22 protein-coding genes and 1 tRNA gene are annotated in these 26,644 nt (G+C 65.8%); 12 read left to right on the forward strand and 11 right to left on the reverse strand.

Annotation, left to right across the window (positions count from 1 at the left end):
* Both VF168_00680 and VF168_00685 read right to left on the reverse strand, forming a co-directional pair.
* The coding region (locus VF168_00680; protein ID HEX7002688.1) for a hypothetical protein at nt 1–199 on the reverse strand (199 nt) is incomplete at its 3' end.
* A gap of 827 nt (nt 200–1,026) precedes the next feature.
* A tRNA-Val gene (locus VF168_00685) sits at nt 1,027–1,101 on the reverse strand.
* A gap of 230 nt (nt 1,102–1,331) precedes the next feature.
* Here VF168_00685 and VF168_00690 point away from each other — a divergent pair.
* From VF168_00690 to VF168_00710, 5 genes are all read left to right on the forward strand, one after another.
* Entirely contained in the window at nt 1,332–2,585 is a 1,254-nt protein-coding gene (locus tag VF168_00690; protein HEX7002689.1) for a hypothetical protein, read from the forward strand.
* On the forward strand, nt 2,582–4,342 hold the full coding sequence (locus VF168_00695) for an aconitase family protein (GenBank protein HEX7002690.1): 1,761 nt from the start codon (nt 2,582–2,584) through the stop codon (nt 4,340–4,342). The genes VF168_00690 and VF168_00695 overlap by 4 nt, the downstream gene beginning before the upstream one ends.
* Before the next feature lie 62 nt (nt 4,343–4,404).
* The gene (gene uvsE / locus VF168_00700; GenBank protein ID HEX7002691.1) at nt 4,405–5,304 is read left to right on the forward strand and encodes a UV DNA damage repair endonuclease UvsE; all 900 of its coding nucleotides are present in this window, start codon (nt 4,405–4,407) and stop codon (nt 5,302–5,304) included.
* A gap of 95 nt (nt 5,305–5,399) precedes the next feature.
* A complete protein-coding gene (gene pepF / locus VF168_00705; GenBank protein ID HEX7002692.1) occupies nt 5,400–7,220 on the forward strand; it encodes an oligoendopeptidase F in 1,821 nt (606 codons plus the stop codon).
* Nucleotides 7,221–7,307: 87 nt separating this feature from the next.
* Nucleotides 7,308–9,350 (forward strand): chloride channel protein, encoded by a 2,043-nt coding sequence (locus VF168_00710; GenBank protein HEX7002693.1) that lies wholly within the window; start codon nt 7,308–7,310, stop codon nt 9,348–9,350.
* Nucleotides 9,351–9,418: 68 nt separating this feature from the next.
* Here the strand turns inward: VF168_00710 and VF168_00715 are convergent, their stop codons facing one another.
* The 4 genes from VF168_00715 to VF168_00730 form a co-directional block, all read right to left on the reverse strand.
* The gene (locus tag VF168_00715) at nt 9,419–10,306 is read right to left on the reverse strand and encodes a cytochrome c oxidase assembly protein (GenBank protein ID HEX7002694.1); all 888 of its coding nucleotides are present in this window, start codon (nt 10,304–10,306) and stop codon (nt 9,419–9,421) included.
* A gap of 145 nt (nt 10,307–10,451) precedes the next feature.
* Nucleotides 10,452–11,648, reverse strand: a complete 1,197-nt coding sequence (locus VF168_00720) for a hypothetical protein (GenBank protein ID HEX7002695.1) — start codon at nt 11,646–11,648, stop codon at nt 10,452–10,454.
* A 186-nt stretch (nt 11,649–11,834) separates the two neighbouring features.
* On the reverse strand, nt 11,835–12,764 hold the full coding sequence (locus VF168_00725) for a hypothetical protein (GenBank protein ID HEX7002696.1): 930 nt from the start codon (nt 12,762–12,764) through the stop codon (nt 11,835–11,837).
* 87 nt (nt 12,765–12,851) lie between these two features.
* Nucleotides 12,852–14,534 (reverse strand): ATP-dependent DNA helicase RecQ, encoded by a 1,683-nt coding sequence (locus VF168_00730; GenBank protein HEX7002697.1) that lies wholly within the window; start codon nt 14,532–14,534, stop codon nt 12,852–12,854.
* Between the two features lie 211 nt (nt 14,535–14,745).
* Here VF168_00730 and VF168_00735 point away from each other — a divergent pair, with 211 nt between their 5' ends.
* From VF168_00735 to VF168_00745, 3 genes are all read left to right on the forward strand, one after another.
* The gene (locus VF168_00735; protein ID HEX7002698.1) at nt 14,746–15,642 is read left to right on the forward strand and encodes an SDR family oxidoreductase; all 897 of its coding nucleotides are present in this window, start codon (nt 14,746–14,748) and stop codon (nt 15,640–15,642) included.
* A gap of 52 nt (nt 15,643–15,694) precedes the next feature.
* The gene (locus VF168_00740; GenBank protein ID HEX7002699.1) at nt 15,695–16,564 is read left to right on the forward strand and encodes an FRG domain-containing protein; all 870 of its coding nucleotides are present in this window, start codon (nt 15,695–15,697) and stop codon (nt 16,562–16,564) included.
* A 432-nt stretch (nt 16,565–16,996) separates the two neighbouring features.
* Nucleotides 16,997–18,031: a zinc-binding dehydrogenase gene (locus tag VF168_00745; GenBank protein HEX7002700.1), complete on the forward strand. Its 1,035-nt coding sequence runs from the start codon at nt 16,997–16,999 to the stop codon at nt 18,029–18,031.
* On the opposite strand, the gene VF168_00750 is transcribed toward VF168_00745, so the two are convergent.
* The 4 genes from VF168_00750 to VF168_00765 form a co-directional block, all read right to left on the reverse strand.
* Complete coding sequence (locus VF168_00750) at nt 18,028–18,891, reverse strand: MurR/RpiR family transcriptional regulator (GenBank protein ID HEX7002701.1); 864 nt, start codon at nt 18,889–18,891, stop codon at nt 18,028–18,030. The two genes, VF168_00745 and VF168_00750, sit on opposite strands and share 4 nt — an antisense overlap.
* Nucleotides 18,888–19,712, reverse strand: a complete 825-nt coding sequence (locus tag VF168_00755; protein HEX7002702.1) for a carbohydrate ABC transporter permease — start codon at nt 19,710–19,712, stop codon at nt 18,888–18,890. Before VF168_00755 ends, VF168_00750 begins: the two co-directional genes overlap by 4 nt.
* Nucleotides 19,709–20,581, reverse strand: a complete 873-nt coding sequence (locus VF168_00760) for a sugar ABC transporter permease (protein ID HEX7002703.1) — start codon at nt 20,579–20,581, stop codon at nt 19,709–19,711. Before VF168_00760 ends, VF168_00755 begins: the two co-directional genes overlap by 4 nt.
* Before the next feature lie 157 nt (nt 20,582–20,738).
* Nucleotides 20,739–22,025 (reverse strand): sugar ABC transporter substrate-binding protein, encoded by a 1,287-nt coding sequence (locus VF168_00765; GenBank protein HEX7002704.1) that lies wholly within the window; start codon nt 22,023–22,025, stop codon nt 20,739–20,741.
* Between the two features lie 154 nt (nt 22,026–22,179).
* Between VF168_00765 and VF168_00770 the strand changes: the two genes are divergently transcribed.
* The 4 genes from VF168_00770 (at nt 22,180) to VF168_00785 (ending at nt 25,924) form a co-directional block, all read left to right on the forward strand.
* On the forward strand, nt 22,180–22,737 hold the full coding sequence (locus VF168_00770) for a gluconokinase (protein ID HEX7002705.1): 558 nt from the start codon (nt 22,180–22,182) through the stop codon (nt 22,735–22,737).
* Nucleotides 22,738–23,047: 310 nt separating this feature from the next.
* On the forward strand, nt 23,048–23,449 hold the full coding sequence (locus tag VF168_00775; protein HEX7002706.1) for a hypothetical protein: 402 nt from the start codon (nt 23,048–23,050) through the stop codon (nt 23,447–23,449).
* A 106-nt stretch (nt 23,450–23,555) separates the two neighbouring features.
* Entirely contained in the window at nt 23,556–24,290 is a 735-nt protein-coding gene (locus VF168_00780) for a bacterial transcriptional activator domain-containing protein (protein HEX7002707.1), read from the forward strand.
* 194 nt (nt 24,291–24,484) lie between these two features.
* Nucleotides 24,485–25,924 carry an FAD-binding oxidoreductase gene (locus VF168_00785; GenBank protein ID HEX7002708.1) on the forward strand — a complete coding sequence of 480 codons (1,440 nt, stop codon included), beginning with the start codon at nt 24,485–24,487 and terminating at the stop codon, nt 25,922–25,924.
* 210 nt (nt 25,925–26,134) lie between these two features.
* Here VF168_00785 and VF168_00790 read toward each other — a convergent pair.
* On the reverse strand, nt 26,135–26,644 hold a 510-nt coding region (locus VF168_00790; protein HEX7002709.1), incomplete at its 5' end, for an OB-fold nucleic acid binding domain-containing protein.

Consider the following 26,644-nt stretch of genomic DNA (forward strand, 5'->3'; position numbering starts at 1 on the left):
TCGGTTTGAGTTGGCGCCGGCGGCGGTTCAGCCGCTGCAGTTCACGTTCGTGCTCACCCTGGGTCACCCGCCGCTCGCCGCGCCCGGCAATCCGATGCCGAGCCACGACCTTGCCGCCGTGGACTACCTCGAACGCCTCCCAGGCCCCGTTCTCGGCCAGGCGTACCTGAACGGTCTGACCGACTAGCGCAGGCGGCACGCTGTAGGCTACGCTTTCCACTTTAGAGATGACCGCAACATTGGCTGAACTGGTTTAGGTGGGTGACGTCGCTTTTACCCGGGGCCCCTAGGAATGTAAGTTAGAGGATCTAGCATTGCAGGCGCCCTCTTCACGAATGATGTCAAGAGCCATCCCGCAGTACCTGCCACCGCGGCTACCCCCGGGTGTGGGGGCTTTCCACTTGGGCCTCGATTAGCACCGCGGAGCCTTCCGACAGTGGGCGTTATAAGCCGGGGCAATTTTCGGGGGACCTACGGCGATACTGAATGACGTCGCCAACCTGGAACTGCTTTCCGCTTATGCGCTCCAACCCCCAAAGAATGAGCCCTACAAGCTCAAGCGGTACCTGTTTGGGCTGGCGACCGTAGTAGCGATAAAGGCTGCTCTTCGGCACCCAGTCCTGAATTTCCTGGTGCAGTCTGTAGAGCGACACCTCTTCTCGCTTGAGCAACTGCTCGAGCGTCCACTCCACTCGGCCTTCTCGGGTCAGTCATCGCTTACTACTTCAAAAAAGGCAGCCAGTCGAGTGCGGTAGCCAAATTAGTTCTTTCCCATGTGCTTGAAGAGCGAACAGCCAAAACTAGAGACGGGGACGCCAGTGAATCCAACAACTCCTCCGCGTCCCCGAAGCGAGCCACGGGCCCATTCGCACCTTCGGTGGCATTGCCTATAAGCGCTTATGTTTCAGTAGAGGCCGGGGCCGCCTCTCGCCGATAGCCAAGCTGTACACAAGCTGTAGTGACGACGGGTAACTCTCGTCTAAATAATGGGACGGTTCAAGAACACCGTCCCTTAGGCTATTCCTCTGGTGGGCGGTACTGGGATTGAACCAGTGACCCCTCGCGTGTGAAGCGAGTGCTCTCCCGCTGAGCTAACCGCCCATGCAGGCAAGAAGAATACCGCCGTCGCCGGCAGCTAGTCAACGAACGACGGCACGGGTCGAGCGGCGAACCGAAGGCCGACGCTTGCACCAACGAAGGCTGACCATCGCGCCATCGAAGCGCAACCCTTGCACCCCTTCCTCGAACTTATGATACTTTTGTCGCCAGCCCATCTCGGGCCACAACTGCTTTCGCTTCGAAAGTCACATCGCAACTACTGAGGAGAACCGATGCCACAACTCCAGGAACCGCTCGTCTCGCCGGCACCTGCCGTCATGAAGGTCCTCGAAGCGGTGAAGCGCCACGAGGCATATCGCGCGGAGTGCGTCGGTCTCGTACCCACGGAGAATCTCCTGAGCCCAACCGCGCGGCGCGTGCTGGAGAGCGACCTCTCGCACCGCTACCTGTTCCAGAACCCGCAGTGGCGCTACGTGGGTGGCAGGCACCTGGCGGAGATCGAGGCGTGCGCCGTCGACCTGGCCTGCGAGGTGTTCGGGGCGATGTTCGCGAACGTGCGTCCACTCTCCGGCGAGAACTGCACGAACATCGTCATCCACGCCGTCGTTGAACCCGGCGACAACTTCTACCACCTCGCGATGGAGGACGGCGGCCACTTCGCCGCCAGGAGCGTGGCAGAGCGGATCACTCAGAACCGGTACCTGCTGCCGTACGACGGCGCCAACGCGACGGTCGACCTGGCAGGTTGCGCGGAAGCCTTCGCCGCAGCGCCACCCGATGTCATCTACCTCGACGCTTCGATGGTCCTCTTCCCTCACCCGCTGCGCGAACTGAGGCAGCTCGCAGGCCCGGACGCCGTCATCGTCTACGACGCCTCTCAGGTCCTCGGCCTGATCGCCGGCGGTGAGTTCCAGGATCCCTTGAGGGAGGGGGCGGACATCCTCTCCGGCAGTACCCACAAGTCGCTCCCGGGACCTCAGAAGGGGGTCATCCTCAGCAACCGCGAGGACCTGATGAACCGGGTCGAGGCGACCATCTTCCCTGGGCACGTATCCAACTTCCACCTGCACCACGTTGCCGCCCTTGCGGTTACTCTCGCCGAGGCGCAGATCTTCGGCTCGGCCTACGCCCGACAGACGATCGCCAACGCCCACGCGCTAGGAAGCGAGCTCAAGCGCCTGGGCCTTCCCGTGCAGGGCGGCGAGAGGGTCACAGAGTCGCACCAGGTGTGGCTCGACGTCGAAGGGCTCAGAACACCCGACGAGGCGGTCGACTCGCTCCATGCGGCGCAGCTGATAGCCAACGTGAACCTCATCCCGTCTCTGAGGGCGAAGGGCTTGAGGCTCGGTACTCCGGAGGTGACGCGCCTGGGTATGCGCGAGGCAGAGATGCGACAACTGGCGCTCCTCATCCATGCCGTGTTGACGGGCAGGGAGGAACCGCTGCGGGTGCGCCCGCGGGTCGTGGAGCTGGCTCGCCTATTCTCACGACCTCGCTACTGCTTCGAGGCCGACAACTTCGCATGACGCGGATCGAGCGGCTCCTGGGCGCGACGGCCGGCGAGGAGGTGGAGCTCCCCGTCGACCTGATCGTCACCGACGACTGGACCACTCCGGCCCTGCGGGCGCCGCTGGAATCGCTCGGCTGCGAGCGCTCGGCCGTCCCGATCGTACTGGTGCGCGACCACACCCTGTCCGAGGAGCACTACCGGGGTGAGGAGAAGGCGCGCGTGAAGCGTCTGCGCGAGACGGAGGAGTGGTTCGTGAGCCGCTTCGGCGCCACGCTGATCAGCGGCCAGGGAATACAGCACCACGTCCTGCCGGGGAGCGGCCTTCTTCGGCCCGGCATGCTCGTTCTGGGCAACGATTCGCACACGCCTACGCTAGCTGCCTACGGGGTGACGGCTTTCGCCGCGCAACCGACGACCATCGCCGTCGCCGTTCACACCGGCAAGCTCGTGCTCCGGGTACCGGAATCCCTGCTGGTCAGGGTCGAGGGCCGACTGCCGGCAGGGGTAAGCGTCCGTGACGCTTCGCTCACCCTTCTCGACCTGCTTCGAGGCGGTGGCCAGGTGCCACGCCTCGCCACCGGCATGGCGCTGGAATTCAGCGGCCCGGGCCTGGTGGGACTGAGCGAATCACAGAGGGCTGTCCTCGCCAACGCGACTCCGGAGGCCGTTGCCGTAACCTGCACCTTCCCTCTGCATGGCGAGGCGGAAAGCGGGCAAGCCGACCTGCTCCTCGACTTGAGCGCGGCGCGGCCATCCCTCGCGCGCAGCGGACAGCCCGCCGACGTCATCTCGCTCTCCGAGTTCGGTCACACCAGGGTGGACAGGGTCTTCGTGGGCACGTGCGCCGGCGGCACCTACGAGGAGGTCCGCGATTTCGCCGAAGCGCTGGGGGGCGCGCGCGTCGCTGTGCCCACCATCGTCGCCCCGGCGTCGCTGGAGACCGAGGCGCGCTTGCGGCGCGAGGGGATCCTCGCGCGACTCGAAGCGGCCGGTGTAACCCTCCTGCCGCCCGGCTGTGGACCCTGCTTCGGTTTCGGCGTGGGACGCCTCGCCGACGATGAGGTTGCAGTAGTCACCGGCAACCGCAACTCCTTGGGGAGGATGGGCTCGCCGAGGGCACAGATCCACCTCGCCTCGGGACGAACCGCAGGCGAAGCGGCACTCCGCGGAAGCATCGGCGCCCGGCAGGGTGGGCAGGTGGAACGTCCGAGTGGGGCGCGGCCCGTAGTCGTATGGCCGCGATCGGGGAACGTAGTGAGGCTCCTCGGCACGATCACGACCGATGACATCACCCCCTCCGCCGTGCCCGGCGTCGGCACCTCCAGCGATCCCGATCCGGGCGTCGTTCGACGCCTGCTCTTCCACCATCTCGACCCTTCCTCCGCGGAACGGAACCTGGCGGGCGCCGTGATCGTCGCCGACGAGAACTTCGGCGTGGGCAGCAACAGGGCGTCGTCTGTGCGGGCGCTCCAGTTGGCCGGTGTGGCTGCTGTCATCGTCAGGAGCTTCGCTCCCCTATACGCGATGGGCGCTCGAGACGAGGGCCTGCTCCTGCTCAGGATCACCGAGGACGAGTTCTACGACCTGGCGACACCCGAAGCGCAGGTCGTGGTCGATCCCGACGGCGGATCGGTGCGGGTCGGCGGGAGCGTCTTCTCGGTATCTCGGCCTTCACCGTACGAGCAGCAACTCCGCGCGGCGGGAGGCGTCGTCGCCTGGTTGCGCTCGCGGCAGGGCGGCCCGATGGCCCAACTGCGCCCCCTCCCGACCTGAGAGTCGTCCCGGTTTGGCTCTGCCCCGCTGTCGAGACGGGTCGAGGCGTCTAGCCTGCTGCAGTGAAGCTCCGCAGCCTGGGCTACGTCGGCCAGAACCTGGCCACGGGCCTAACCACGGGTCGTACCCTACGCCTCGCCAACCTCTCGGAGCAGCGAGTGGCCGAGGTAGCCGAGAAGAACCTCCAGGACCTGCGGGCGATCCTCGAGTGGAACGTGCGACACGACATCCTCTGCTTCAGGATCGGCTCGAGCGTCATCCCCTTCGCGTCGCACCCCGGCTTCACCCTCGATTGGTCGGCGCGCTTCGAACGGGAGCTGGAAGGGATAAGACGTTACGCGGCGAAGCACCGGCTGCGGCTGAGCATGCACCCCGGACAGTACACGGTCCTCAACTCGCCTAGCGATCGGGTCGTCGCGAACTCCATCGTCGAGCTCGAGTACCACGCGCGGTTCCTGTCGCTGGTCGCTCCCGAGGATGGCACCATGACCCTTCACGTGGGCGGAGCGTACGGCGACCGCGAGGCGGCGCTGGAGAGGTTCGCGGTCAACTTCGAGAGGCTCTCCGAGCGCGCCCGGTCGCGGCTGGTGCTGGAGAACGACGACACCACCTTCGACGCCGAAGCCGTCATCGGACTGGCCGGCGTCATCCGTTGCCCGGTGGTCTTCGACTTCTTCCACCACCGTTGCCTCCGTCCCGTCGACGATTGGCGGCGCGGACTCCCGGAACTGGTGGAACGGGTGGTGGCGACCTGGCGGGGGATGACCCCCAAGTTCCACCTTTCTTCCCCGAGGGCCGCGGGAATCACCGCCCACGCCGACTACATCGCGCCGGACGATCTCATTACTACCCTGCGGATCATGGAGGAAGTGGGCGGCGACGACCGCTTCGACCTGATGCTGGAAGCGAAGGCGAAGGATGCCGCGGTGCTGGAAGCGATGGCGGGCCTGACACCCTACTGAAGGTTCAGGTCGTCAGCCTGGCGCCGATCAGGGGTTCCGGACCGGAGGTGGATACAAAAGGGGAGCCCGCCCAAACTGCCCTTATCATGTCCCGCATGGCTACCACTACCCTTCCCACCCGAGACCAACTCGATCCCCGATTCACCTGGAACATAGAGAGCCTCTATCCCGACGAACAGGCCTACCGCGACGAGTTCGAGATCGCCGAACGGGACATCGAGAAGCTGCGCAGCTACCGGGGCCGGCTGGGAGAGAGCTCCGCGACGTTGGCCGACTTCATGGACGAGTACTGGCGGATGGTTGCCCGGATCCAGAAGCTGGGACTATACGCGAACCTGCCGGTTTCGGTCGATCAGGGGAACCAGGAGGCGCGCGGGCGGGCGGGTCGGTTCCAGGGCCTGGCGGTGCGTTGGAGCACGGCCGTCGCCTTCGTCCAGCCCGAACTGCTCGAGATCGGGCACGACAGGCTGCAGGAGTTCATGCGCCAGGAGCAGCGCCTCGGCTACCTCGAGCGCTACTTCGAGAAGCTCGAGAAGAACCGCGCACACGTGCGTTCACAGGAGGTCGAAGACATCCTCGGCCGACTCAACGACCCCTTCGGCGCCATCGAGCGCGCCTACAACAGCCTCGCCAACGGTGAGATCGAGTTCGCGCCGGTGACGACCGAAGATGGCCCGAACAAAGGACAGGTGTACGAGGTGGGCCGCAGCAGCTACCCGCGGCTGCGCATGTCCACCGACCGCGAACTGCGCCGCAAGGCGTACGCCTCCTACAGCGACGGCTTCCTCTCCTATCGGAACACCTTCACCGATCTGTACCTGGGCCGGGTCAAGCAGAGCGTCTTCTGGTCGCGGGTGCGCGGTTACGAGAGCACGGTCGAGGAGCAGCTCGAACCGCGCGAGGTCCCGCGGGCGGTACTCGATGCGGTGGTGGAGACGTTCCGCAAGAACATCGGCGTTTGGCACCGTTACTGGGCGGCGCGACGCAAGATCCTGGGCGTGGATCGCCACGAGGAGTGGGACATCTTCGCTCCCCTCTCCCCGAACCCGCCAACCGTTCCCTACCGGCAGGCGATCGACTGGATAGTCGAGGGGATGAAGCCGCTGGGCGAGGAGTACGTCGAGCCGATGCGCCGCGGCTTGCTGGAAGAGCGCTGGACCGACGTCTACCCGAACCGGGGCAAGCGCGACGGCGCTTTCGCCGCTCGCGCCTACGAGTCGCAGCCGTTCATCATGATGAGCTACCACGACGACCTCGAGAGCGTCTCGACCCTGGCTCATGAGCTCGGTCACGCGGTCCACGGGGTGCTGCTGGGCGAGGCTCAGCCCCTCCCCTACGCCAACTACTCGATGATGATGGCCGAGACGGCTTCGAACTTCAATCAGGCGCTGGTGCGCGGCTACCTGCTCGAGCAGCTCAGCGACGAAGACTCGCGGCTGGCGGTCCTCGACGAAGCGTTCTACAACTTCCACCGCTACTTCTTCATCATGCCCACGCTGGTTCGTTTCGAGCTCGCGGTTCACGAGGCGGTCGAGCGGGGAGAGGGCCTCACCGCCAACCGCCTAGGCGAGATCATGCAGGGGCTCTTCCAGGAGGGTTACGGCGACGAGATCGCCACGAGCGAGCGCACCGGCATCACCTGGGCGCAGTTCGGCCACCTGTACGTGCCCTTCTACACCTTCCAGTACGCCGCGGGGATCGCGGCGGCGGCCGCTCTGGCCGAGGATGTCCGTTCCGGCCGGCCCGGCGCCGTCGAGCGCTATCTCACCTTCCTGCGGGCCGGCAGTTCGGTGCCACCCGTCGACGCCCTCCGAGCAGCTGGGGTGGACATGACCACCGCCGCTCCTATCGAACGGGCGTTCGGTCAGCTCGAGGGGTATGTCGCTCAACTCGAGGAGTTGGCTGCGAAACGGTAGGACCTCCCGAAGGGGATTGGGCCCGCCGCGGCGCTAGATAGTGCCCGCGGGCCGAACATGGTCGTGCAGTAACATTGCCCCTGAACCATGGCCCATAGACGCCTGCGCCGCCGACGCCGACTGCTGACCGAGCGACTGATACGCCGTTTCAACATCCGCGAGTCTCGCGAAACGACGTCTCTCATCGCGTCGGCCATCCTCATAGGACTGTTGGCCGGGCTCGCGGCCGTGGGCTTCGACCGGGTCGTGCACTTCTCCGAAGTGTGGATCCGGAACCTGGTAACCGCCGAGGGCACGGTACTGGGAACGGTCACCGCCCTGCTGATCCCGGCGATCGGGGCGCTGCTCGTCACGCCGATAGTCCTGTACTGGGCTCCTGATGTCCGTGGCTCGGGCGTTCCCAACGTGATGTTCGCCGTCTCCAACCTCGGTGGCAGGCTGGCCAAGAGGATTGTCTTCTGGCGGCCGGTCGCGTCGGCCATTGCGATCGGGACGGGAGCTCCGCTAGGCACAGAGGGTCCCGTGGTCCAGCTGACGGCTGCCATCGCATCGGCGACCGGCGGTTTCATGCGCTTGAACGACTCGCGGCGACGCAACCTGCTGGCCGTCGCTGCCGCCGGCGGCATATCCGCGACCTTCAATGCCCCGATCGCAGGTATGCTCTTCGCCCTCGAGGTCATCCTCGGTCAGTTCGGTAGCCGCTACGTCGCGTCGGTCGTCATCGGCTCCGTCACCGCCTCGGTGGTATCGAGGCGATTCCTGGGTCCCGATCCGGCCTTCTCGGTCAGGAACTACACACTGGGTAGCCCCTGGGAGCTGCCCCTCTACCTGGCCCTGTCGGTGCTCGCCGGATTCGTGGGGGTCGGATTGGTCAAGGCGATGGCCGCTTCGGACGACCTCTTCGATAGGCTGAGAGTTCGTCCCTGGCTGCGGCCGCTGAGCGGCGGCCTGGCCGTCGGCCTGTTGGGCCTGCTGGTGCCGCAGATCCTGGGGCGCGGCTACGAGGTGACCGGGTCCATCCTGAGAGGCGAAGCTACCGGCATCGGGCTCCTGCTGGCGATAGTGATCGCCAAGACCCTCGCCACCAGCGTCGCTCTCGCTGCCTGGCTTCCGGGCGGCGTGTTCGCGCCACTGCTGATGATCGGTGCGTCATTCGGGGGAGCGTTCGGTACAGTCGCCGCCGGCCAGTTCCCCGGGCTCGAGCTCGAACCGGGCGCCTTCGCGCTGGTCGGTATGTCGGCGGTCTTCTCCGCTGCCGAGAGGGCTCCGATGAGCACCATTCTGCTCGTCTTCGAGATGTCCGGGGATTACCAGCTGATCCTTCCGCTCCTTCTGGCCACGGTAGTTTCGATGCTGGTGTCCGAACTGATCCAGTCGGAGTCGATCTATCACGTGATGTTGTCGCGACGCGGCCTGAGCCTACAGCGTCACCGCGCCTTCGACCTCCTGCAGACGGTGCAGGTCAGAGAGGTCATGGTGGACGAGGCCCCGGCGATGCCTGCCAGCGCCTCACTCGCTGAAGCGGAGGAGTTGATGGCAACGGGCGGCGGAGAGGCTTTCGTTCTCCTCGAACCGGGCGGCGGCAGGAAAGTCATGGGCGTAGTGAGTCGCGGAGATCTGGAGAAAGCACGCCAGGCAGGACTCGAGGACACTACTCCGCTCGTCAAGATCGGGACCCGAGCTGTCCAGGTGGCTCAGGCCGACGACCCGATCAGCGAGGCGCTGGAACGGATGGCCGAGCACGGTCACAACCGTTTGCCAGTGGTGGACTCGCGGGACCGGATGACACTGTTAGGGATGGTCCGGCAAGGCGATGTTGCTCGCGCCTACTACCGGGCAGTCCAACGGGAGAGATCGGTCGAGCATGCTGGGGAACGGCGTCGCCTAAGAGACCTAACCGGTCAGGAGATCGTCGAACTACGCATACCGAGCGACAGCCCCCTCGCCGGCAAGACCCTGCGTGAGGCCGGACTTCCGCCGTGGTGCGTGATCGTGGCGATCCGCCGGCGCGGTAGCACCCACTTCCCGCACGGTAATACTCGCCTTCTATCGGGGGACAGCGTCGTGGCGAACGTGGCACCCGGAAGGGCTGCCGAGTTCAGGAAACGGTTCGAAAGCAGGGCGGGCTAGGAAACCCTCGGTACACAGGGTGCAGTCGAAAGACCCGTGGCTGCTCAGCCGGCCCAGGCACTTCGGCCTCAGCTGCCGGAACTCCCGCCGGCGCCCTGGTGGGCGACGTCTCCCGACTGCCGTCCCTCGAGGGTTCTCTTGCCGGCCCTGTTGTCGTCGGCGAACCAGCGCAGGAAGAGAACTATCACCGGGATACCGAAGGCCACGAAGCTGGCTATCTTCATGATCACTCCACCCAGCTGCTGATCGCCCAATACCGAGATCGGCGCGATCCTCGCGGCTTCGGAGTAGGTCGGGTAGAAGGGTTGCTGAGCGAAGGTGAGGATGGCTCCCACGAACAGCTGACCCAGCGGCAGCGCCGCCAGGTAGATTATCTGCGTCCCGTAGCCTGCCCTCGGCAGTTCCGGAACCCTGCTCATCACCGGCCACCAGACCATGAGGGCAAGGATCAGGAAGATGACGTGCTGGAAGTGGTGGATGAACGGGTTCACCAGCGCCGGCCCGTAGACCATCGGAAGGTGCCAGAGACTGAAGCCGAGGGTGAAGGCGGTGAAGGCGACGACGGGTCTGGTGATCGTGTAGAGCAGAGGCCCGAATATCTCGTGGCGGGCCAGCGGCCGCACCATCCAGACCGGGGTGCCGGCGATCAGCAGCGGTGCGACCACGTAGGAGAGGAGCAGGTGCTGCGCCATGTGGGCGCTGAACAGGTACCGCTCCGAGAGGTCGTGAAGTGGCGACGCCTCGGCCAGGAAGGTGACGACGAGGCCGCTGGCGAAGAGCGCGACCTGGAGCCTCGACGGTTTGGCGCTGTCGGGCACACGGGTTCGCAGCGGCCCCGCCAGCAGCCAGTACGCCACGGCTGCGGTCAGCAAGGTGCCGATGAGGACCGGATCGAAGATCCACGGGATGGTGTTGACCGCAGCTAGCCCTTGCATCGGGTGGAGATCGGGCGTCACCCAGGAAGTCTACCAACCGCGGCCAGGAACGCCCGTCGCCGGCACTCTGATCCGATGCGCTGAACCAGGACGGGGGGCGAACACTGGGCTCGCCCCCCGCTCCCGGACTTTCGGGCGGAGGCGGTCGTACCGCCTCCTCGGCTGATTACTGCTGCCCGTTGGCAGGCTCGTCGGCGGGAGCCTGCTCCTCTGCAGGCGCTTCCTCCTCGGCAGGCTGCTCTTCAGCAGGCTGCTCTTCAGCAGGCTGCTCTACGGCAGGCTCCTCCTCGGCGGGCGCTTCCTCCTCGGCGGGCTGCTCCTCGGCGGGCTGCTCCTGCGCCTCGCCACCGCCGGCTACATCCTCGACCTCCTCGACCTCGGCGTCTACCTCCTGGGTCTCGGCTCCGACGACGTCGTAGACCGGCACGAACGTGACGGCCTGGGAGACGTTCACCTCGACCGCCGAGGTGGCGATCTGAGCACCGGTCAGAGCTCCCTCGACCTCGTAGCCCGTCTCGAGCGTCCCGGCTATCACGTAGACCCCAGGCGCAAGATCACTGGCGGTGAAGGTACCCGTGAACTCCTGAGAATAGTTGTTGGGGCCGGTGACGACGAAGCGCGTATCCTCGTTCTCCGTCTGGACCGTCACCTCACCGAACTCGGCGTCCTCGATGGTCGCCTCTTCCTGTGCCTGGAAGGCATTGTCCGGGTAGGCGTTGGCTTCGGCCGGCTCGAATGCGCCCTCGTCGAACGCGGCCAGCTCCTCGAGAGTGGCCTGGACGCCAACGATCTCGCCCGACTTGACCTCGACCAGCGTGTGGGCGACCTGGAGGTTGTCGTCGGTCGCGGCGATCGAGTAGACGCCGGGCAGGAGACCATCGACGACCGTAGGCTCGTCATCGGCGGCGTCTACCTCCACGCGCTGGTAGTAACCGTTCGGACCGACGATGTCCACGTTCGCCGACTGATCGTCGGGGGTGGCTATGTCGAGAGAGATGGCGCCCGTGAGGACTTCGACCTCGATCGTCTGGGCCTGCGCCTCTTCGTAAGGCTGCGACTCGGCTACCTGGATCTCGCCGAGCGGGGCGACTTCCTCGCCCTGGATCTCTATCGTCCGGGTCTCGGGCTGCTCAGCGGCGCCTCCGCCTGCGGCCTCCTCGACCGGCTCCTCAGCCGGCTGCTCCTGCGCCGGTTCCTGAGCCGGCTGCTCCTGGTCAGGCTGCTGTGCGGGTTGCTCCTGCGCGGGTTGCTCCTGCGCAGGCTGCTCCTGTGCCGGTTGCTCCTGGTCCTGAGCGACTGCGATGCCGAATCCGAGCAACGCCGTCACCAGAAGCCAGGTAACTGTTCTCTTTATCGATTTCATCTATCCCCCCTCGAATAGTGAATTTTCTTCCGAGGAAAGGCTAGGCCGCGATGGTCCCAGCCTCTGTAAGCTGATTCTGCTACTCCTCACATCCACGGCCCCCCTCGGCGTGTGAGCGTCCATGAGGAAGGGGCGGCACGCGGCCGCCCCTCGGTCGTCCTTCCAAAAATGCCGCCGGTCGCCCGGTCACTGCTGCTGGGAATCACCTTCGTCTTCCACGTCGATCTCGATGGGATCGTCCTCAGCCGCTTCGTCAGCGGCAGGTTCCTCGTCGACCGGCTCATCGCCGGCCTGTTCGACGGCCGACTCCTCCGCCGCTTCGCCGCCGCCGGCGACGTCCCGCTCCACCACCTCGGTCTGAGCGAACACGTCGAACACCGGTACGAGCCGGGTCGCCGTGGCGACGTCAACGCGGAACTTCGACGTGGCTATGCCGGAGCCGTCGTCGGTGCCGGCGATGACGTAGAGGCCGGGCAGCAGGTCCTCGGCAGTGAAGGTGCCTTCGAACTCCTCGGAGTAACCGTCAGGACCGGTGATCACGAAGGTGGCATCATCGTTGTCGGTTTCCACCGCGACCGCCCCGAACTCATCGTTCTCGAACACCTCAGGCTCGCCGACCTCGAACGCTTCGTCAGGGTAGACGAAGCGATCTCCCGCGGCCAGCGCCTCCGCATCGATCTGCGCCGCGGCATCGTTCAATGCGATGTTAACGAGGGTCGCCTGGCCCGGGGTCACCTCCACGAGAGTGTGGGCGAGCTGAAGGCCATCGTCGGTGGCCGCCACCGAGTAGACGCCCGGCAGCAAGCCGTCAACGACCTGCTCGTCTTCGTCGCTGACCTCCAGGTGCTGGAAGTAGTCGTCCGGGCCCACCAGATCCACGTTCGGGTGTTGTTCGCCTGGCGTTTCCGCGGTGAAGACGATCGCTCCCGTCTCCACGGCCACGTCCACCTCTTCTGTCTCGGCGTCGATCGGTTCGGTCCCGGTGACCTCGATCCCACCGACCGCGACGAACTCCTCGCCGCCTACCGTGCTGACGTCCTCCTGGGCGAGCGCCGCACCGGCCGCAACCAGAATCAACACCAGGAGCAGATCGCGAATTCGACTGAAAGTTGTCATCCTTGCCCCCTTCCTGAGCTGTGAACTCACTCTCTCAGGGTAGGGAGTGTTCGGGAAGCCAAACTGTGAGGTGGTTCAGTTCTACCCTCAGCGGCCTTCGGCCGCCCCGGCCCCGGCCTCGCGCCCGCGAAGGATTCCGCGCTCCCTGACGATGTCCAGCGCCAGGGTCTGATAACCGATCTCGTCGAACAGCACCACGACCTTGCCCTCCTCGTAACGGACGACCTGGCCGTCACCGAAGCTCTCGTGCATCACCTGGCTGCCTATCGGATACGGCCCATCCTCATGCCCCTCGGCGACCTGCCCCGCCTCGCAGCGGTCGCAGTTCCCGCAGGGCGGATCGTAACTCTCGCCGAAGTAGGAGAGGAGGTAGGCACGGCGGCAGCCCTCGGTTTCCGCGTAGGAGCGCATCATCTCTACCCGCGACTTCTCGAAAGCCTTGTGCCGGTCCTGCAGCCGCTGGGCCGCTTCGGCAGCCTCGGTAGCAGAGGGACCGCCGTCGACGGCCGTGACGGTCCCGTCCCCATCGACCTCGAGCGCTCCGACCTCCTCGAGGTGGTTGAGAACGGTCTGCAGTCTGGTGACGGAGAGTCCGGTTGCCTCCCTCAACTCGGCCGCATCGACCGGTCCGCCGGCGCTCTCCACCAGCACCGCGATCCTCTCGTGCGTGCTCGCGTCTATCGCGGTGCCGCTGTTGAGGAATCGCTGGAGGCGCACGTCATCGGGTTGGTAGAGGAGGATGGCGGCTGCCGGGGTCCCATCCCGTCCGGCTCGGCCTATCTGCTGGTAGTAGGCATCGAGGGAACCGGTGATGTCGTAATGGATGACGAAGGCCACGTGCGGCTTGTCTACCCCCATACCGAAGGCGGTGGTGGCGACGATCACCTCCAGTTCGTCGTCCATGAACGCCGACTGGACACGCTCCCGATCCGTCTTGTCACGACCCGCGTGGTAGGCGGCAGCGCGGTAGCCGGCCTCCTCGAGCCTCTCGGCCAATTCGTCGGCGTGTTGCCTGGTCGCGACGTAGACGATGCCCGGGCGGCCCAGGTCGGGTAGGAGTTCCAGCAGCCGCTCGAGCTTCTCCTTGTTCCCACCCATGCGCTCCACGCTCAGCTCGAGGTTGGGCCGGTCGAAGCCGTGCACGATGATCTCCGGCTCCTTCATGCCCAGCCGCTCCACGATCTCCTCGCGAACCGGCGCCGCGGCAGTGGCGGTGAGCGCCAGGATCCGCGGCTCGCCCAACGACTCGATCACCGCCTTCAGCTGCAGGTAGTCGGGGCGGAAGTCGTGGCCCCACTCGGTCACGCAGTGTGCTTCGTCGATGACGAAGAGCGAAGGCGGCGACTCGCGCAGCCGCTCGAGGGTGTCCCCGCTCGAGAACTGCTCGGGGGCGAGGAAGAGGAACTCGACCTTCCCGGTGGCCGCCCGCTCGAGCAGATCCCTGCGCTCCTCACGGCCGAGCGTCGAGTTGAGCGCTTCGGCCTCTCCCCCTTCGGCCCCGTACTCCGTCAACGCCTCCACCTGATCTCGCTGCAAGGCGAGCAGAGGCGATACGACCACGGTCTTCCCCTCCACCATCAGCCCGGCGACCTGGTAGATGGCCGACTTTCCCGAACCGGTAGGCATCACCACCAGGGCGTCGCGCCCCTCCACCACCGCTCTGATGGCCTTCTCCTGACCCGGCCTCAAGCCGTCGTAGCCGAACGCCTCCCTCGCCAGCTCGCGGATGCGCTCCGACAGTCGGCCGTCGGCCTTCTTCCCATTGGACATGACCCATCCCCCCGACGGTCCGGATGGAACTCCCGAACCGCCCCGCTCGCAACGATAAGGGCGGCTCGCCCGGCCGACCGTACGGCGACCGACAGCCCACGCTTTCCGCCCCTTGGAGTGGCGACAGCGGTGCGAGAACCGTGCCGTGCCCGACAGCCGAACTTGTCCACGGAACCGTACGCTTCTCTCGATCTAGAACTTGGGGGGCGACATGGCTAACGACAGACGCAGGCAGGAACGAGAGAGCGAAGAGCGGCGGCCGCGGCAGGTGCCGGCGCAGCACCAGCAGGATCAACCCGGCTCGGAGAGTCAGATGAGGCCACGGCCTCAGTTCGAGGCCCCGGAGTACCGGGCGGCCGGCAAGCTCGAAGGGAAGGTCGCGCTGATCACCGGCGGCGACAGCGGCATCGGCCGGGCCGTGGCCGTCTACTTCGCCAAGGAGGGTGCCGACGTGGCGATCGTCTACCTCGACGAGCACCAGGACGCCGAGGAGACCGAACGACAGGTCGAGCAGGAGGGGCAGCGTTGCCTACTCATCCCCGGCGACATCCAGGACGAGTCGTTCTGCAAAGGCGCGGTGGAACAGACGGTCGACGAACTGGGCAGGCTCGACATCGTGGTGAACAACGCGGCGGTCCAGTACCCGCAGGAGAGCATCGAAGACATCAGCGCCGATCAGCTGGAGCGAACCTTCCGCACCAACGTCCTCTCCATGTTCCACATCACCAAGGCGGCGCTCAAGCACCTCGCCGAAGGCTCGTCGATCATCAACACGACCTCGGTGACCGCCTACCGCGGCAACCCGACGCTCATCGACTACTCGTCCACGAAGGGCGCTATCCTCGCCTTCACCCGCGCGCTGGCGATGAACCTCGCCAAGAAGGGCATCCGGGTGAATGCTGTGGCTCCGGGTCCCATCTGGACCCCGCTCATCCCCGCGTCGTTCTCGGCCGAGAAGGTGGAGAAGTTCGGGACCGACCAGCCGTTGGGCCGCCCGGGCCAGCCCGAGGAGGTCGCTCCCTGCTACGTCTTCCTCGCCTCGTCGGACAGCAGCTATGTGAGCGGCCAGACGCTTCACCCGAACGGGGGCGAACCGGTAGGAGGGTGAGCTCGGCAGCGGTGGTAGGCCGCTGCCCGACCTGGGACCTCATGGAGTTACGATGTCGGCCATGACCGACGAGGCGGCGGACCGGCACGAACCCGAGGTGGTGCGGGCCAAGGACTGGATACACCTGCAGGAGTTGCTCTTCCGCGACGCCTGGAACCCGCAGATCTCCAGGCACCGCTCGCCCTATGCCTTCCATGGCGAGGCGGTCGCCGGGGAGGGGCTCGATACCTCGCTGATGACGCTGAAGGGGCCGTACCACCGGCTCGAGCCCCACCTGTTGCGCAACTTCCGGAAGTACGCCCACCGCGACGCGGTGTTGCACGACACCGCCTGGCACTGGCTGGCGATGGGTCAGCACCACGGACTGCCTACCCGGCTCATCGACTGGACCTTCTCGCCTTTCGTCGCGCTCCACTTCGTGACGGCTTACCTGCACCTCATGGACGAGGACGGAGAGGTCTGGGCGGTCGACTACAACGAGGTGCACCGGCTGCTTCCCGACCAGGTGGTGAGCTTCCTCGAGCGGGAGGGCTCGGCCGTGTTCACCGCCGACACGCTGGCTGAACTCGCACCGACGCTTGCCGACTTCGACTCACTCGCTCCCGATCCGGTGATGCTCTTCTTCGAACCACCCGCGGTAGATCCCCGAATCGTCAACCAGTACGCCCTCTTCTCGGTGTACGGTGATGCCCGCTGCGGACCCGAGGAGTGGCTGCGTCGCCATCCCGGGCTATGGCGCAAGATCATCGTTCCGGCCCAGATCAAGTGGGAGGTTCGCGACAAGCTCGACCAGGCGAACATCACCGAGCGCACCCTCTTCCCTGGACTCGATGGCCTCAGCCGCTGGCTCAGGCGCAACTACAGTTCACCCAGTGAGGTCGAGAGCGCTCCTGCTGCCGAGGATGGCGAAAGGCGCACCTGAAACCGGTTCCAGAATCATTTGTATCTATCCCCCGAGTACCAGGCATCTTTGAGCGGAAGCCCGCTTACGATTATCCTGATGGTCCGGGGGGGCAGCGGGGTACGGAGACGCCCGAGCAGCACCGAGCAGGCAGAGGATTCGGCGTGAGCGCGACCGGATCCTTTTGCATCTGAGGGGCAGTCTCGGTCCTCTCGGCGCCAGCCGAAAGGCCAACAACTCCAACGAATGCAACCGTGACGGCGAAGCCGCACGGTTCTTTCGCTTGGTCTCCCGTCGCCTGTACGCCCGATCGCTCGGAGAAGTCGCAGACGGGATAGGCTGATTCCAGCGAACGGGCGGCCGGCAGATTCGCCCGTCGTACGCCTGGCGAGCCGCGGTTCCCGGGCGTCCATACCAGCTGGCGAATTCGGGCCTGCCCGAGAAGAGGTCGAGATGAAAGCCGTGATGAAGGTCGCCCCCGGGGTGGGTAACGTCGAGTTGCGCGAACTGGACGTGCCGCATCCTGGACCGGGCCAGGTCCTGCTCGAGGTGAGAGCCGCCGGCATCTGCGGTACCGATCTGCACATCTTCCACGACGAGTTCCGAAGCGAACCGCCGGTCGTGCTGGGTCACGAGGTGGCGGGCCGCATCGTGGAACTCGGCGAGGGGGTGGAAGGTGTCGAGCGGGGCTGGCGGGTCACGACCGAAACGTACTTCTCCACCTGCGGCCGCTGCCGCTACTGCCGGGCGGGCCACACGAACCTGTGCCCGCGGCGCCGCTCGATCGGCTCGGCTGTCAACGGCGGCTTCACCCGCTACCTGGTCACGCCCGCTGCCAATGTCCACCGGCTGCCCGAAGGCGTGAGCGACCGCGCCGGAGCGCTCACCGAACCGCTCGCCTGCGTCACCCATGCGCTGCTCGGCAGCCAGGTGATCCGGCCGGGGGATGTCGTGGTCGTGGCTGGACCGGGTGCCATAGGGCTGCTGGCCGTGCAGGTGGCGGTATCGGCCGGTGCGACCGTCGTCACCCTGGGGACCTCCAGCGACGAGGGGCGGCTGGCGCTCGCCCGGAAGTTGGGCGCGGCGCACACGTTGGTCGTTCCGGATGAGGATCCAGCCGAGCTCCTCGCCCTGATCACGCCTGAAGGCCACGGCGCCGACGTCGTCATCGAGTGCTCCGGGGCGGGTGCGGCAGCGAGTCAGCTGCTCACCCTGGCTCGGAGGCGCGCTCACTACCTGCAGGTCGGCCTCTTCGGCAGGGCGGTGGCGCTGGATCTCGACCAGCTCTGCTACCGAGAACTGACGATGACCGGCAGCAACGCAAGTACGCCCGAGTCGTGGCTGCGTGCGCTCGAGCTGCTGGGTCGCGGAGCCGTGGACACCGAGGCGGTGATCAGCTGCGCCTACCCATTGGACGGATGGCGCCAGGCGTTCGACGACTTCGAATCGAAGCGGGGAACGAAGCTGCTGCTCGTTCCCGAGGCCTAGAGCCTCTTGCTGGCCAGGGCGCCGCGCGCTCGGGAGAGGTTGAGCTGCGAATCGGGCAGCTTCCTCAGGTAGAGCGAGAGCATCAGGGTGTCGATCAGCACGAGCTGGGCGATCCGTGAGCTGATCGCCTCGCTGCGGTAGCGGGTTTCGGCCGAGAGGGTATGTAGGCTCAGGTCGGCGATACGGGTCAGGGGCGAACGGCCGTACCGGGTAACAGCCACCACCGTCGCCCCGGCCTCCTTCGCCAGTTGCGCTGCCTCCAGAATGTCCTTGGTCGAACCGGAGTGCGATACGAAGACGGCGACGTCTCCGGGTACCAGCACCGCGCAAACCTGGGCCGCGTTGTGGCCGTCGCTGACCGCGTTCACCGGGATCCCCAAGCGGAGGAACTTGTGATAGGCGTCTTGAGCGACGGCGCCGGAGCCGCCCACCCCCAAGAACTCGATGCGCTTCGCCTGGGCGAGCGCGTCGACGACCGCAGCCAGGGCGTTCTCATCGACGATCTGGACTGTCGAGCGGAGCGTATCCACCGACAGGTTGACGAGCGAGCGGAGGACCTGCGAGGGCCGGTCTCCCTCGTCGATGTTGTGATCGAGCTGCTGGTGATCACCGCTGAGCTCACGGGAGAGCCTGATCTTGAAGTCCTGGTAGCCGCGGTAGTGCATCTCCTGGAAGAGGCGCACGATCGTCGCCTCACTCACCAGTGCCTGCTGGGCGAGTTCGGTGATCGAGAGGAAGATCACGTCCTCGGGGTGCCGGAGGACGAAGTCTATGACCTTCTGACGGGCGGGACCGACGGCCGAGCGGGCGCTCTCGAGCTTGCGCAGGATCTGTGGGGGCTCGGCCGCGGGCGAGGTCATCCCTTCACCGCTCCCATCGTCAGGCCGGTGACGATCCAGCGCTGGATGACGAGGGTGAGGAGCACGACCGGCAGGGTGATGAGCACGGCAGCGGCCCCGAGGCCGCCGAAGTCTATCTGCCCGTAGCTGATGAAGTTGAACACCGCCACCGGCACCGGCTGGGTCCTCGGGCCCGAGAGCACCAGGCTGAAGAGGAACTGGTTCCAGGAGAAGATGAAGGCGAGGATCGCCGCCGCCACCGTGCCGGGGGCAGAGAGCGGCAGCACCACGCGGAAGAAGGTGCCAAGACGGCTGGCGCCATCCACGTAGGCAGCCTCCTCTAGTTCGATCGGTACCTCCTCGAAGAAGGAGATCATGATCCAGATGATCAGCGGCATGCCGACGATCAGGTGGGTGAGCGTGAGAGCGAGGTAGGTGTCGATCCATCCGAGCGCCCGGAAGGCGAGGTACCAGGGCACCAGGTAGGTGATGTAGGGCGTGAGCCGGGCGATGAGGATGCCTAGCGCCAGTCCGTTCTGCTTGAAGCGGGCGATCGAGTAGGCGGCCGGCAGGCCCAGTACCAGTCCGAAGCCGGTGGAGAGGGCGGCTATCACGAACGAGTTCCAGGTGTAGGTGAGGAAGTCGTTCTCTCGGATGACGTTGCGGTAGTTCTCGAACGTGGGCTGGAAGAACCAGACCGGCACCGGGCTGGTGTTGTCGACCTGATTGCGCAGGCTGGTGAGGATCATCCAGTAGAAGGGGAAGAGCATGACGATCAGGACCAGCGCCATGAGCAGGAAGATGCCGGTTCGCTTCAGGAGTTCCCGCCGCTCCGGGGTCACTTGCCACCCCTCCTGGCCAGGTTGAGCAGGATGGCCACGCCCAGCACCAGGAACATCAGGAAGATGAGGAGCGAGGCAGAGTAACCGGCCCTGAAGAACTGGAAGCCCGTCTTGAACGCGAAGACGTTGAGGGTCTCGGACGCGATGCCCGGGCCGCCCCCGGTGATCACGTAGATGATGTCGAAGGTCTTGAGGGCGTCGACCGTGCGGAGGATCAGGGCCACCACTATGGCCGATCGGATGGAGGGCAACGTGATGTGGAGGAACGCCTGGATGCCCGTCGCCCCGTCGATCCGCGCCGCCTCGTAATACTCGCCGGGGATCCCCTGCAGCGCCGCGAGCAGGATGAGCGCGATCATGGGCGTCCACTCCCAGACGTCGACCATCACCAGCGAGGGGATGACCAGGTCGGCGTTGGCGACCCAGAGCGAGCGGGGCAGGCCCAGCGACTCGAGGAAGTAGTTGAGCACGCCCAGACTGGGGTTGAACATCAGCGCCCAGATCAGAGCTATCGCCACCGGGGTGGCGACCATGGGCAGGAGGATGATGGTGCGCACTAGCCCTTTGCCGGGGAACTCCCGGTTGAACAGCACCGCGATCCCCAGGCCCAGCACCAGCTGGATGGGCACGGCCAGCAGCGTGAAATAGAAGGTGTTCCTGACGCCGTTCCAGAAGCGCCGGTCGGCAAGGGCCTCCTGGAAGTTGTCGAGGCCCACGAACGTCGGGGGCAGGCCGATGAACCAGTTGTGCAGCGAGATGTAGAAGTTGGCCAGCACCGGCCCCACGATCAGGACAGCGATGGCGAGGAGAGCCGGCAGCGGGAAGAGCCATTGCGCGTAGCGGTCGAAGAAGTCGCTGGCACGCTTCATGGAGAAACCATATATGTGGAACGGCTGGCGAAAGCGGGATTCAATGGGTCGGTTCCATTACTCAGATAGAGGACGTTCGGACCGGCTGGGCCCGAGGTAGGCAGGTCCTGCCCGATGCTCGGGCAGGACCTGACCTGGGTCAGAGGGCCTCGGACCTTCAGTTGGTGCGGGCTACGATCTGATCCATCTCCTCAGCGGCGCGTTCCAGCGCAGGTTCCACCGGCTCGCCCTGGAGCGCTGCCACGATCGCCTGACCGTAGGCGTCGCGAACCTCGGCGACCGGTACCACCGGCGGGTTCCAGTTCGGCTGGCCGCGGTTGAACGACTCGCGGGACGCCTCGATCCACGATTCCGGCGCTGTCGCCTGGAACTCTTCGTTCTCCCAGGCCGACTCGCGTGCGGCGGGCACTCCCGCGAGGAGGGCCTTGACCTGGTTCTCCTTCGAGAGGGCCCACTGGATGAAGTACCAGGCAGCCTCGGGGCTGTCGGAGGCATGATTGATGGAGAGGCCCCAGACGAGCACCGCGGGCACGCTGCCATCGGGACCGGCGGGGAGGGGAGCGTATCTGGTGTTCTCACGGACCACGTCGATCGCCTGCTCGGGGTCTTCCACTATCGAACGGAAGACGTTGGCGTCGAAGACCATCGCCACCTCACCCTGCGCGTAGAGGCTCATGACCTCGTTCCAGTGCAGGTTGGTGGGTCCGGGAGGGCCGTAGTTGCGGAGCAGGTCGGCGTAGTACTCAAGGGCCGCCACGCTCTCCTCGCTGGCCAGGGCAGAGCTGCCATCCTCGTTGAGCCACTCGCCGCCGAAAGAGTAGAGCAGGTTGACGATCTGGCTGGTGGCGGCTGCGCCGCGACCCCGCATCGCGAACCCGGCTACCTCGTCGCTATCTAGCGCAGCAGCGTACTCGGCGAGCTCCTCGAGGGTCTCGGGCGGGCCATCGAGCCCGGCTTCCTCGAACAGGTCCTCCCGATAGAAGAGCAGGCTCGACTCGATCTGCAGCGGCAGGCCGTAGAGGCCCTCTTCGCTCTGGAACGTACTGAGCGCGCCGGCGAAGAAGTCCTGCAGGTCGAGATCGGGCATGGTCAGCGAATCGTTCTCGACGAAGTCGTCGATGTGCCGTACCCAGCCGGCCCCAAGGTACTGCGCTCCGACCTGGCCGGGCATGATCATGTAACCATCGAGGGTCGGGGCCCCGCTGGCCACTTCGAGGAGGCGGCGCTGGCGGAACTGGTCCTCGGGGTACGACTCCAGCGTGACGTCGATGCCGGTGAGTTCCTCGAACTCCGGTACAAGCGGCTCGATGAAGTCGGTGAAGGGGTGCTGGTTCATCATGAACCGGATCTCTTCCCCTTCGAACTGGCGCCAGTCGAACTCCTGGGCAGAAGCCACCCCGGCCAGCATCAGGGCCACGAGTAGTGCGGTGAACGTTCTTCTCATGCGTCTCCTCCTTACCTCTTCCAGCTCAGGTGCGGCCTACCGATCGCCGACTCGAGCCACGTTGCTGAAAATTGGCTTGCACCTGCAACTCTACGGATGTGAAGAATTTCTGTCAAGATTGGTTTTTCGACCCCTCTGTTAGAACATGGTCAGCATGAAGACGAGTCAGGAAGCGCACAGCGAGCCGAACCACGAAGCGGCGAGGGCGATAGTCGTCATGGGCGTCTCCGGCTCCGGCAAGTCCACGGTCGGACGCCTCCTCGCCCGGCGGCTGGAGTGGGAGTTCGCCGACGCGGATGTGTTCCACTCCGAAACCAACGTGGAGAAGATGCGCCGAGGCGTCCCGCTGGACGATGCCGACCGGCGCCCCTGGTTGCAGACGCTGGCCGAACTGCTGGCCGACAGACTCTCGCGCGGCCGCTCGATCGTCCTCGCCTGCTCGGCCCTGAAGGGCGAGTACCGCGATCTCCTGACCGGAGGCAGTGACCGGGTCTCGTTCGTCTACCTGAAGGGTTCACGCGAACTGATCCTCGACCGCCTCCGGAGCCGAGTGGGGCACTACATGAAACCGGACATGCTCGACAGTCAGTTCAGCGCGCTCGAAGAACCGACAGATGCCATGATCCTCGACGTCTCCCGGCCCCCGGCAGAACTGGCGGAGGAAGTGGAGCGAAGGATCCGCTCAGGCAGGGCGCTCACGGGACCGGGATGATCGAGGCGGACCGCTCACGAAGCCAGCTGTGTACCTGTATACCCACTGCCCAGATCGCGACAGCGACGGCAGCATAGATACGAGTGCGCGTGGGGACGCGATTCTCTTGATAGGGGTGCCGGAGCGTTGACTGCTTGGCGACCCGTGCTAGACTTCCGGTCACTGAAGCTCGAGGGAAAGCGGCTGTAGCGGGACGCCCAACCGACGACAAGATGCAGGTTCACGACTCCAACGGCTGGGAGGTGCCGAGGGTATGACGACCGTCTGCCTTCACGTAAAACCGACTGCTTTCGATCCGGGCATAGGCCTCATGTCGGTTACGCTTCTCGGACCCCGATGGACCGGGAAACGCCTCTCGCTGCTCCGACCCTCGGAGTTGGGGCTCGATCATGGCGACCTGGTGGGCTGGTCGGACTTCTACGGGGGCGGCCCCTGCCATGTCAACGTCGCCTGCGCCTCCGACGGCCGCAATTCCGGTTACCTGGTATGGGGCGGGACTCTGGGGCTGCGATTGGTTCCCGAGCACGTCGTGGAGATCGACAGGCAGCTGGGCGACATCCTCGATTCCCGTTCGGTCCTCTGGGTCAAGGATGCGGCGAACCTCCCGCCCGAGGTGCGGCAGGTGGTCGAGATAAGGCCGCCCGCCGGCGACGCCGAGGGCAGCCGCCACGCTGGTAACAGTCAGGAGTTCGTCGCCGCAGCCGACTGGTAACTCCGGCTTCGGGCGAAACGCGCTCACGGTTCACCTCCACTCCCTATAATGTGCCGACCAAGCGAGGCCCAGCCATCCGGCGTGGGGGATCGGGGGCCGGCAGCACATGGCTCTGCTCGAGTTCGGCCTGTTGGGCGGGTTCCAATTCTCTGACCCCAGCGGCACCACAGCTGCCTTGGGCACTTCACGACCCGAGAAGCTCCTGGCCTATCTGCTGTTGAAGAGCGGCTCGCCGCAACCGCGACGGCGGCTGGCCTATCTCTTCTGGCCCGATTCAGACGAGAGTCAGGCGCAAACCAACCTCAGGCGGGAGCTTCACAGGCTGCGCCGGCTGCTGCCACAGACAGAACAGCTGATGCTGGCCGAGGACCACAGGCTGGGCGTGCGACCCGGGGCCGTCGAGTGCGACGTGCAGCTCTTCGAAAGGCAACTCGACCTGGCGAGCAGCGAAAGCAGCGTGAAGGAGCGACTCGAGCGCCTGCACCAGGCGGTGGCGACGTACAAGGGAGAGCTTCTGCCGGAGTACTACGACGACTGGGTCCTGGAGGAGCGGGAACGGTTGCAGGAGCGTTTCCTGGGCGCACTAGAGCGCATCGTCCAACTGTTGGAGGCGGCCGGCGAACTGGCGGAAGCGATCGAGCATGCCCGCCGTTGGCAACACCTCGACCCGTTGTCCGAGCGGGCCGTCGCGACCCTCGTCAAGCTCCACTCCCACAACGGCGATCGCGCTCTTGCTCTGAGTTTGCTCGAGAGGTACGGATCGAGGCTCGAACGGGACACGGGCCTCGGACCAGGGCCCGAGCTGCGGGCCCTGCGCAAGCAGTTGACCGGATCACGATAGGCCACTCGCGAGGCGAACGCGATGGAACGCCGGCCGAACGGTTCGGGTACTAATGTCCCTTCGGAAAGGAGAAACGAGACGATAGGGCGACCCGCCTCCGACGGAGGAGTTGCCCTAGGAGCCTAGAGCTCGCTGGCGACCGATGAGGCGAGTTGCGGGCGGGCGGACGCCGTTCAGGCGCCGGGAGGTGCAAGGTGCTAGCCGAAGCCGTAGGTTTGGAGGGGCTCAGCGTGAGGTTGAGGGGCACGCTGATCGAGCCGGGGGAGCCGCGGTACGACGAGGCTCGCAAGGTCTACAACGGGATGATCGACAGGCGGCCGGCGGCGATCGCCCGCTGCGCAGACGTCGCCGACGTCATCGCCTGCGTCGAATTCGCCAGGAGCGCCGGGATGGCGCTGGCGATACTCGGTGGTGGGCACAACGCCGGTGGACTGGGAGTGTGCGACGACGGGTTGGTCATCGACCTGTCGCCCATGAGGGGGATACGGGTCGATCCGCAAGCCCGAACGGTGAGGGTCGAAGGCGGGTGCACCTGGGGCGACGTCGACCACGCCACTCACGCCTTCGGCCTCGCCACGCCAAGCGGCATCATCTCCACCACCGGCGTGGGCGGACTCACCCTTGGCGGCGGGATGGGCCACCTGACCCGAAAGTTCGGTCTCACCATCGACAACCTGCTGGAGGCGGACGTCGTACTTGCCGACGGCAGGCTGGTAACAGCCAGCGAAACGGAGAACGCCGACCTCTTCTGGGCGTTGCGCGGAGGCGGAGGCAACTTCGGTGTCGTGACCTCCTTCCTCCTGCGCCTGCACCCGCTCTCGACCGTGATCGCCGGTCCGACGCTATGGGATATCGATCGGGCGTCGGAGGTGATGCGCTGGTACCGGGAGTTCCTCCCCGCCGCTCCGGATGACCTGAACGGCTTCTTCGCCTTCCTGGTGGTGCCGCCGGCGCCACCTTTCCCCGAGGAGTTGCAGCTGCGTTCGATGTGCGGGGTGGTGTGGTGTTACACCGGTCCCCCCGAGCGTGCCGAGCAGGACCTGGAGCCTATCCGGCAGATGGGACCGGTCCTCTACGGCTTGCAGGAGATGCCCTACCCGATGCTGCAGGGAGCCTTCGACGCCCTCTATCCGAAGGGTCTGCACTGGTACTGGAAGGCCGATTTCGTCAGCGAGCTGACCGACGAAGCGATCGACCTGCACGTCCAGCATGGGATGCAGCTTCCGACCATGCACTCGACCATGCACCTCTACCCGGTCGACGGCGCGGCCGGACGCGTCGCCCCGGCTGCCACAGCATTCAGCTATCGCGACGCCCAGTGGTCGGAGGTCATCGTGGGGGTCGACCCCGACCCGGCGAAGGCCGAACTGCTGAGGGAGTGGGCGGTGGGTTACTGGAACGCGCTGCACCCCTATTCGTTACCGGGGGCCTACGTGAACTTCATGATGCACGATGAGGGTCAGCAGCGGATCGAGGCAACCTATCGGGACAACTACCGGCGCCTGGTGCAGATCAAGGACCATTACGACCCGGCCAACCTCTTCAGGGCCAATCAGAATATCCGCCCCAGCGGCCTTGGCGACCTGCAACCGGAAGTCGCAGAGATGCCGCCGAAGGAGATTCCGGGCAAGTAGGCCGGATGGCAGGATTCGACCTCGGGCGCGTAGCCCGATCGGCAGGATCCGACTCCGGGCTCGTGGCCCGATCGGCACGATTCGACTTCGGGCGCGGGGCCCGATCGGCACGATTCGACTTCGGGCGCGGGGCTATCTCGACCTCGCGCCCTCATGCAGACGATTTGGCTGATCCCTCCCACGGCGCGCCTGCCGCCCCCATGCCCATGTCTATCCGAAGTGATAGCCGCGGCTCTTCGCCGGCACCGCGAGCGGATAGATCGCCTCGGCCTTGAGGGTGACCTTGATGTCGCCCCGACCCTCGATGGTGCCGTCGACGACCAGGGCCACAGCGTCCCGCAGGACCTCGCGGCGCGCCTCCCAGAGGGCGGGCGAGATCACCAGCTGGATGCGGTTCGGCCCATCCTCGAGGACGAAGAAGGCGTGACCCTTGGCCGTGGGCGGCTTCTGCTTGCCCACCACCAGGCCGGCGGTCCGCACCGAGGTACCGTGCCGGGCCTTGAGCAGCCTGATCAACGGGGTGGAGTCAAGCTCACGCAGCCTGTCCCTCACGAAGTCGAGTGGATGCATCTCGAGCGGCGAGAAGCGGGCGGTCTCGAACTCCCACATGAAGCGGTCCTTGACGACGAGCCGCGGCAGCGCCGGTGCATCCTGGGCAGGCGACAGGAGTGGCCTCGAGCCGCTGGCCATGGCTCCAGCCAGCACACCCAGACGGTAGAG

It is taken from the genome of Trueperaceae bacterium (assembly GCA_036381595.1).
Lineage (GTDB): Bacteria > Deinococcota > Deinococci > Deinococcales > Trueperaceae > DASVCN01.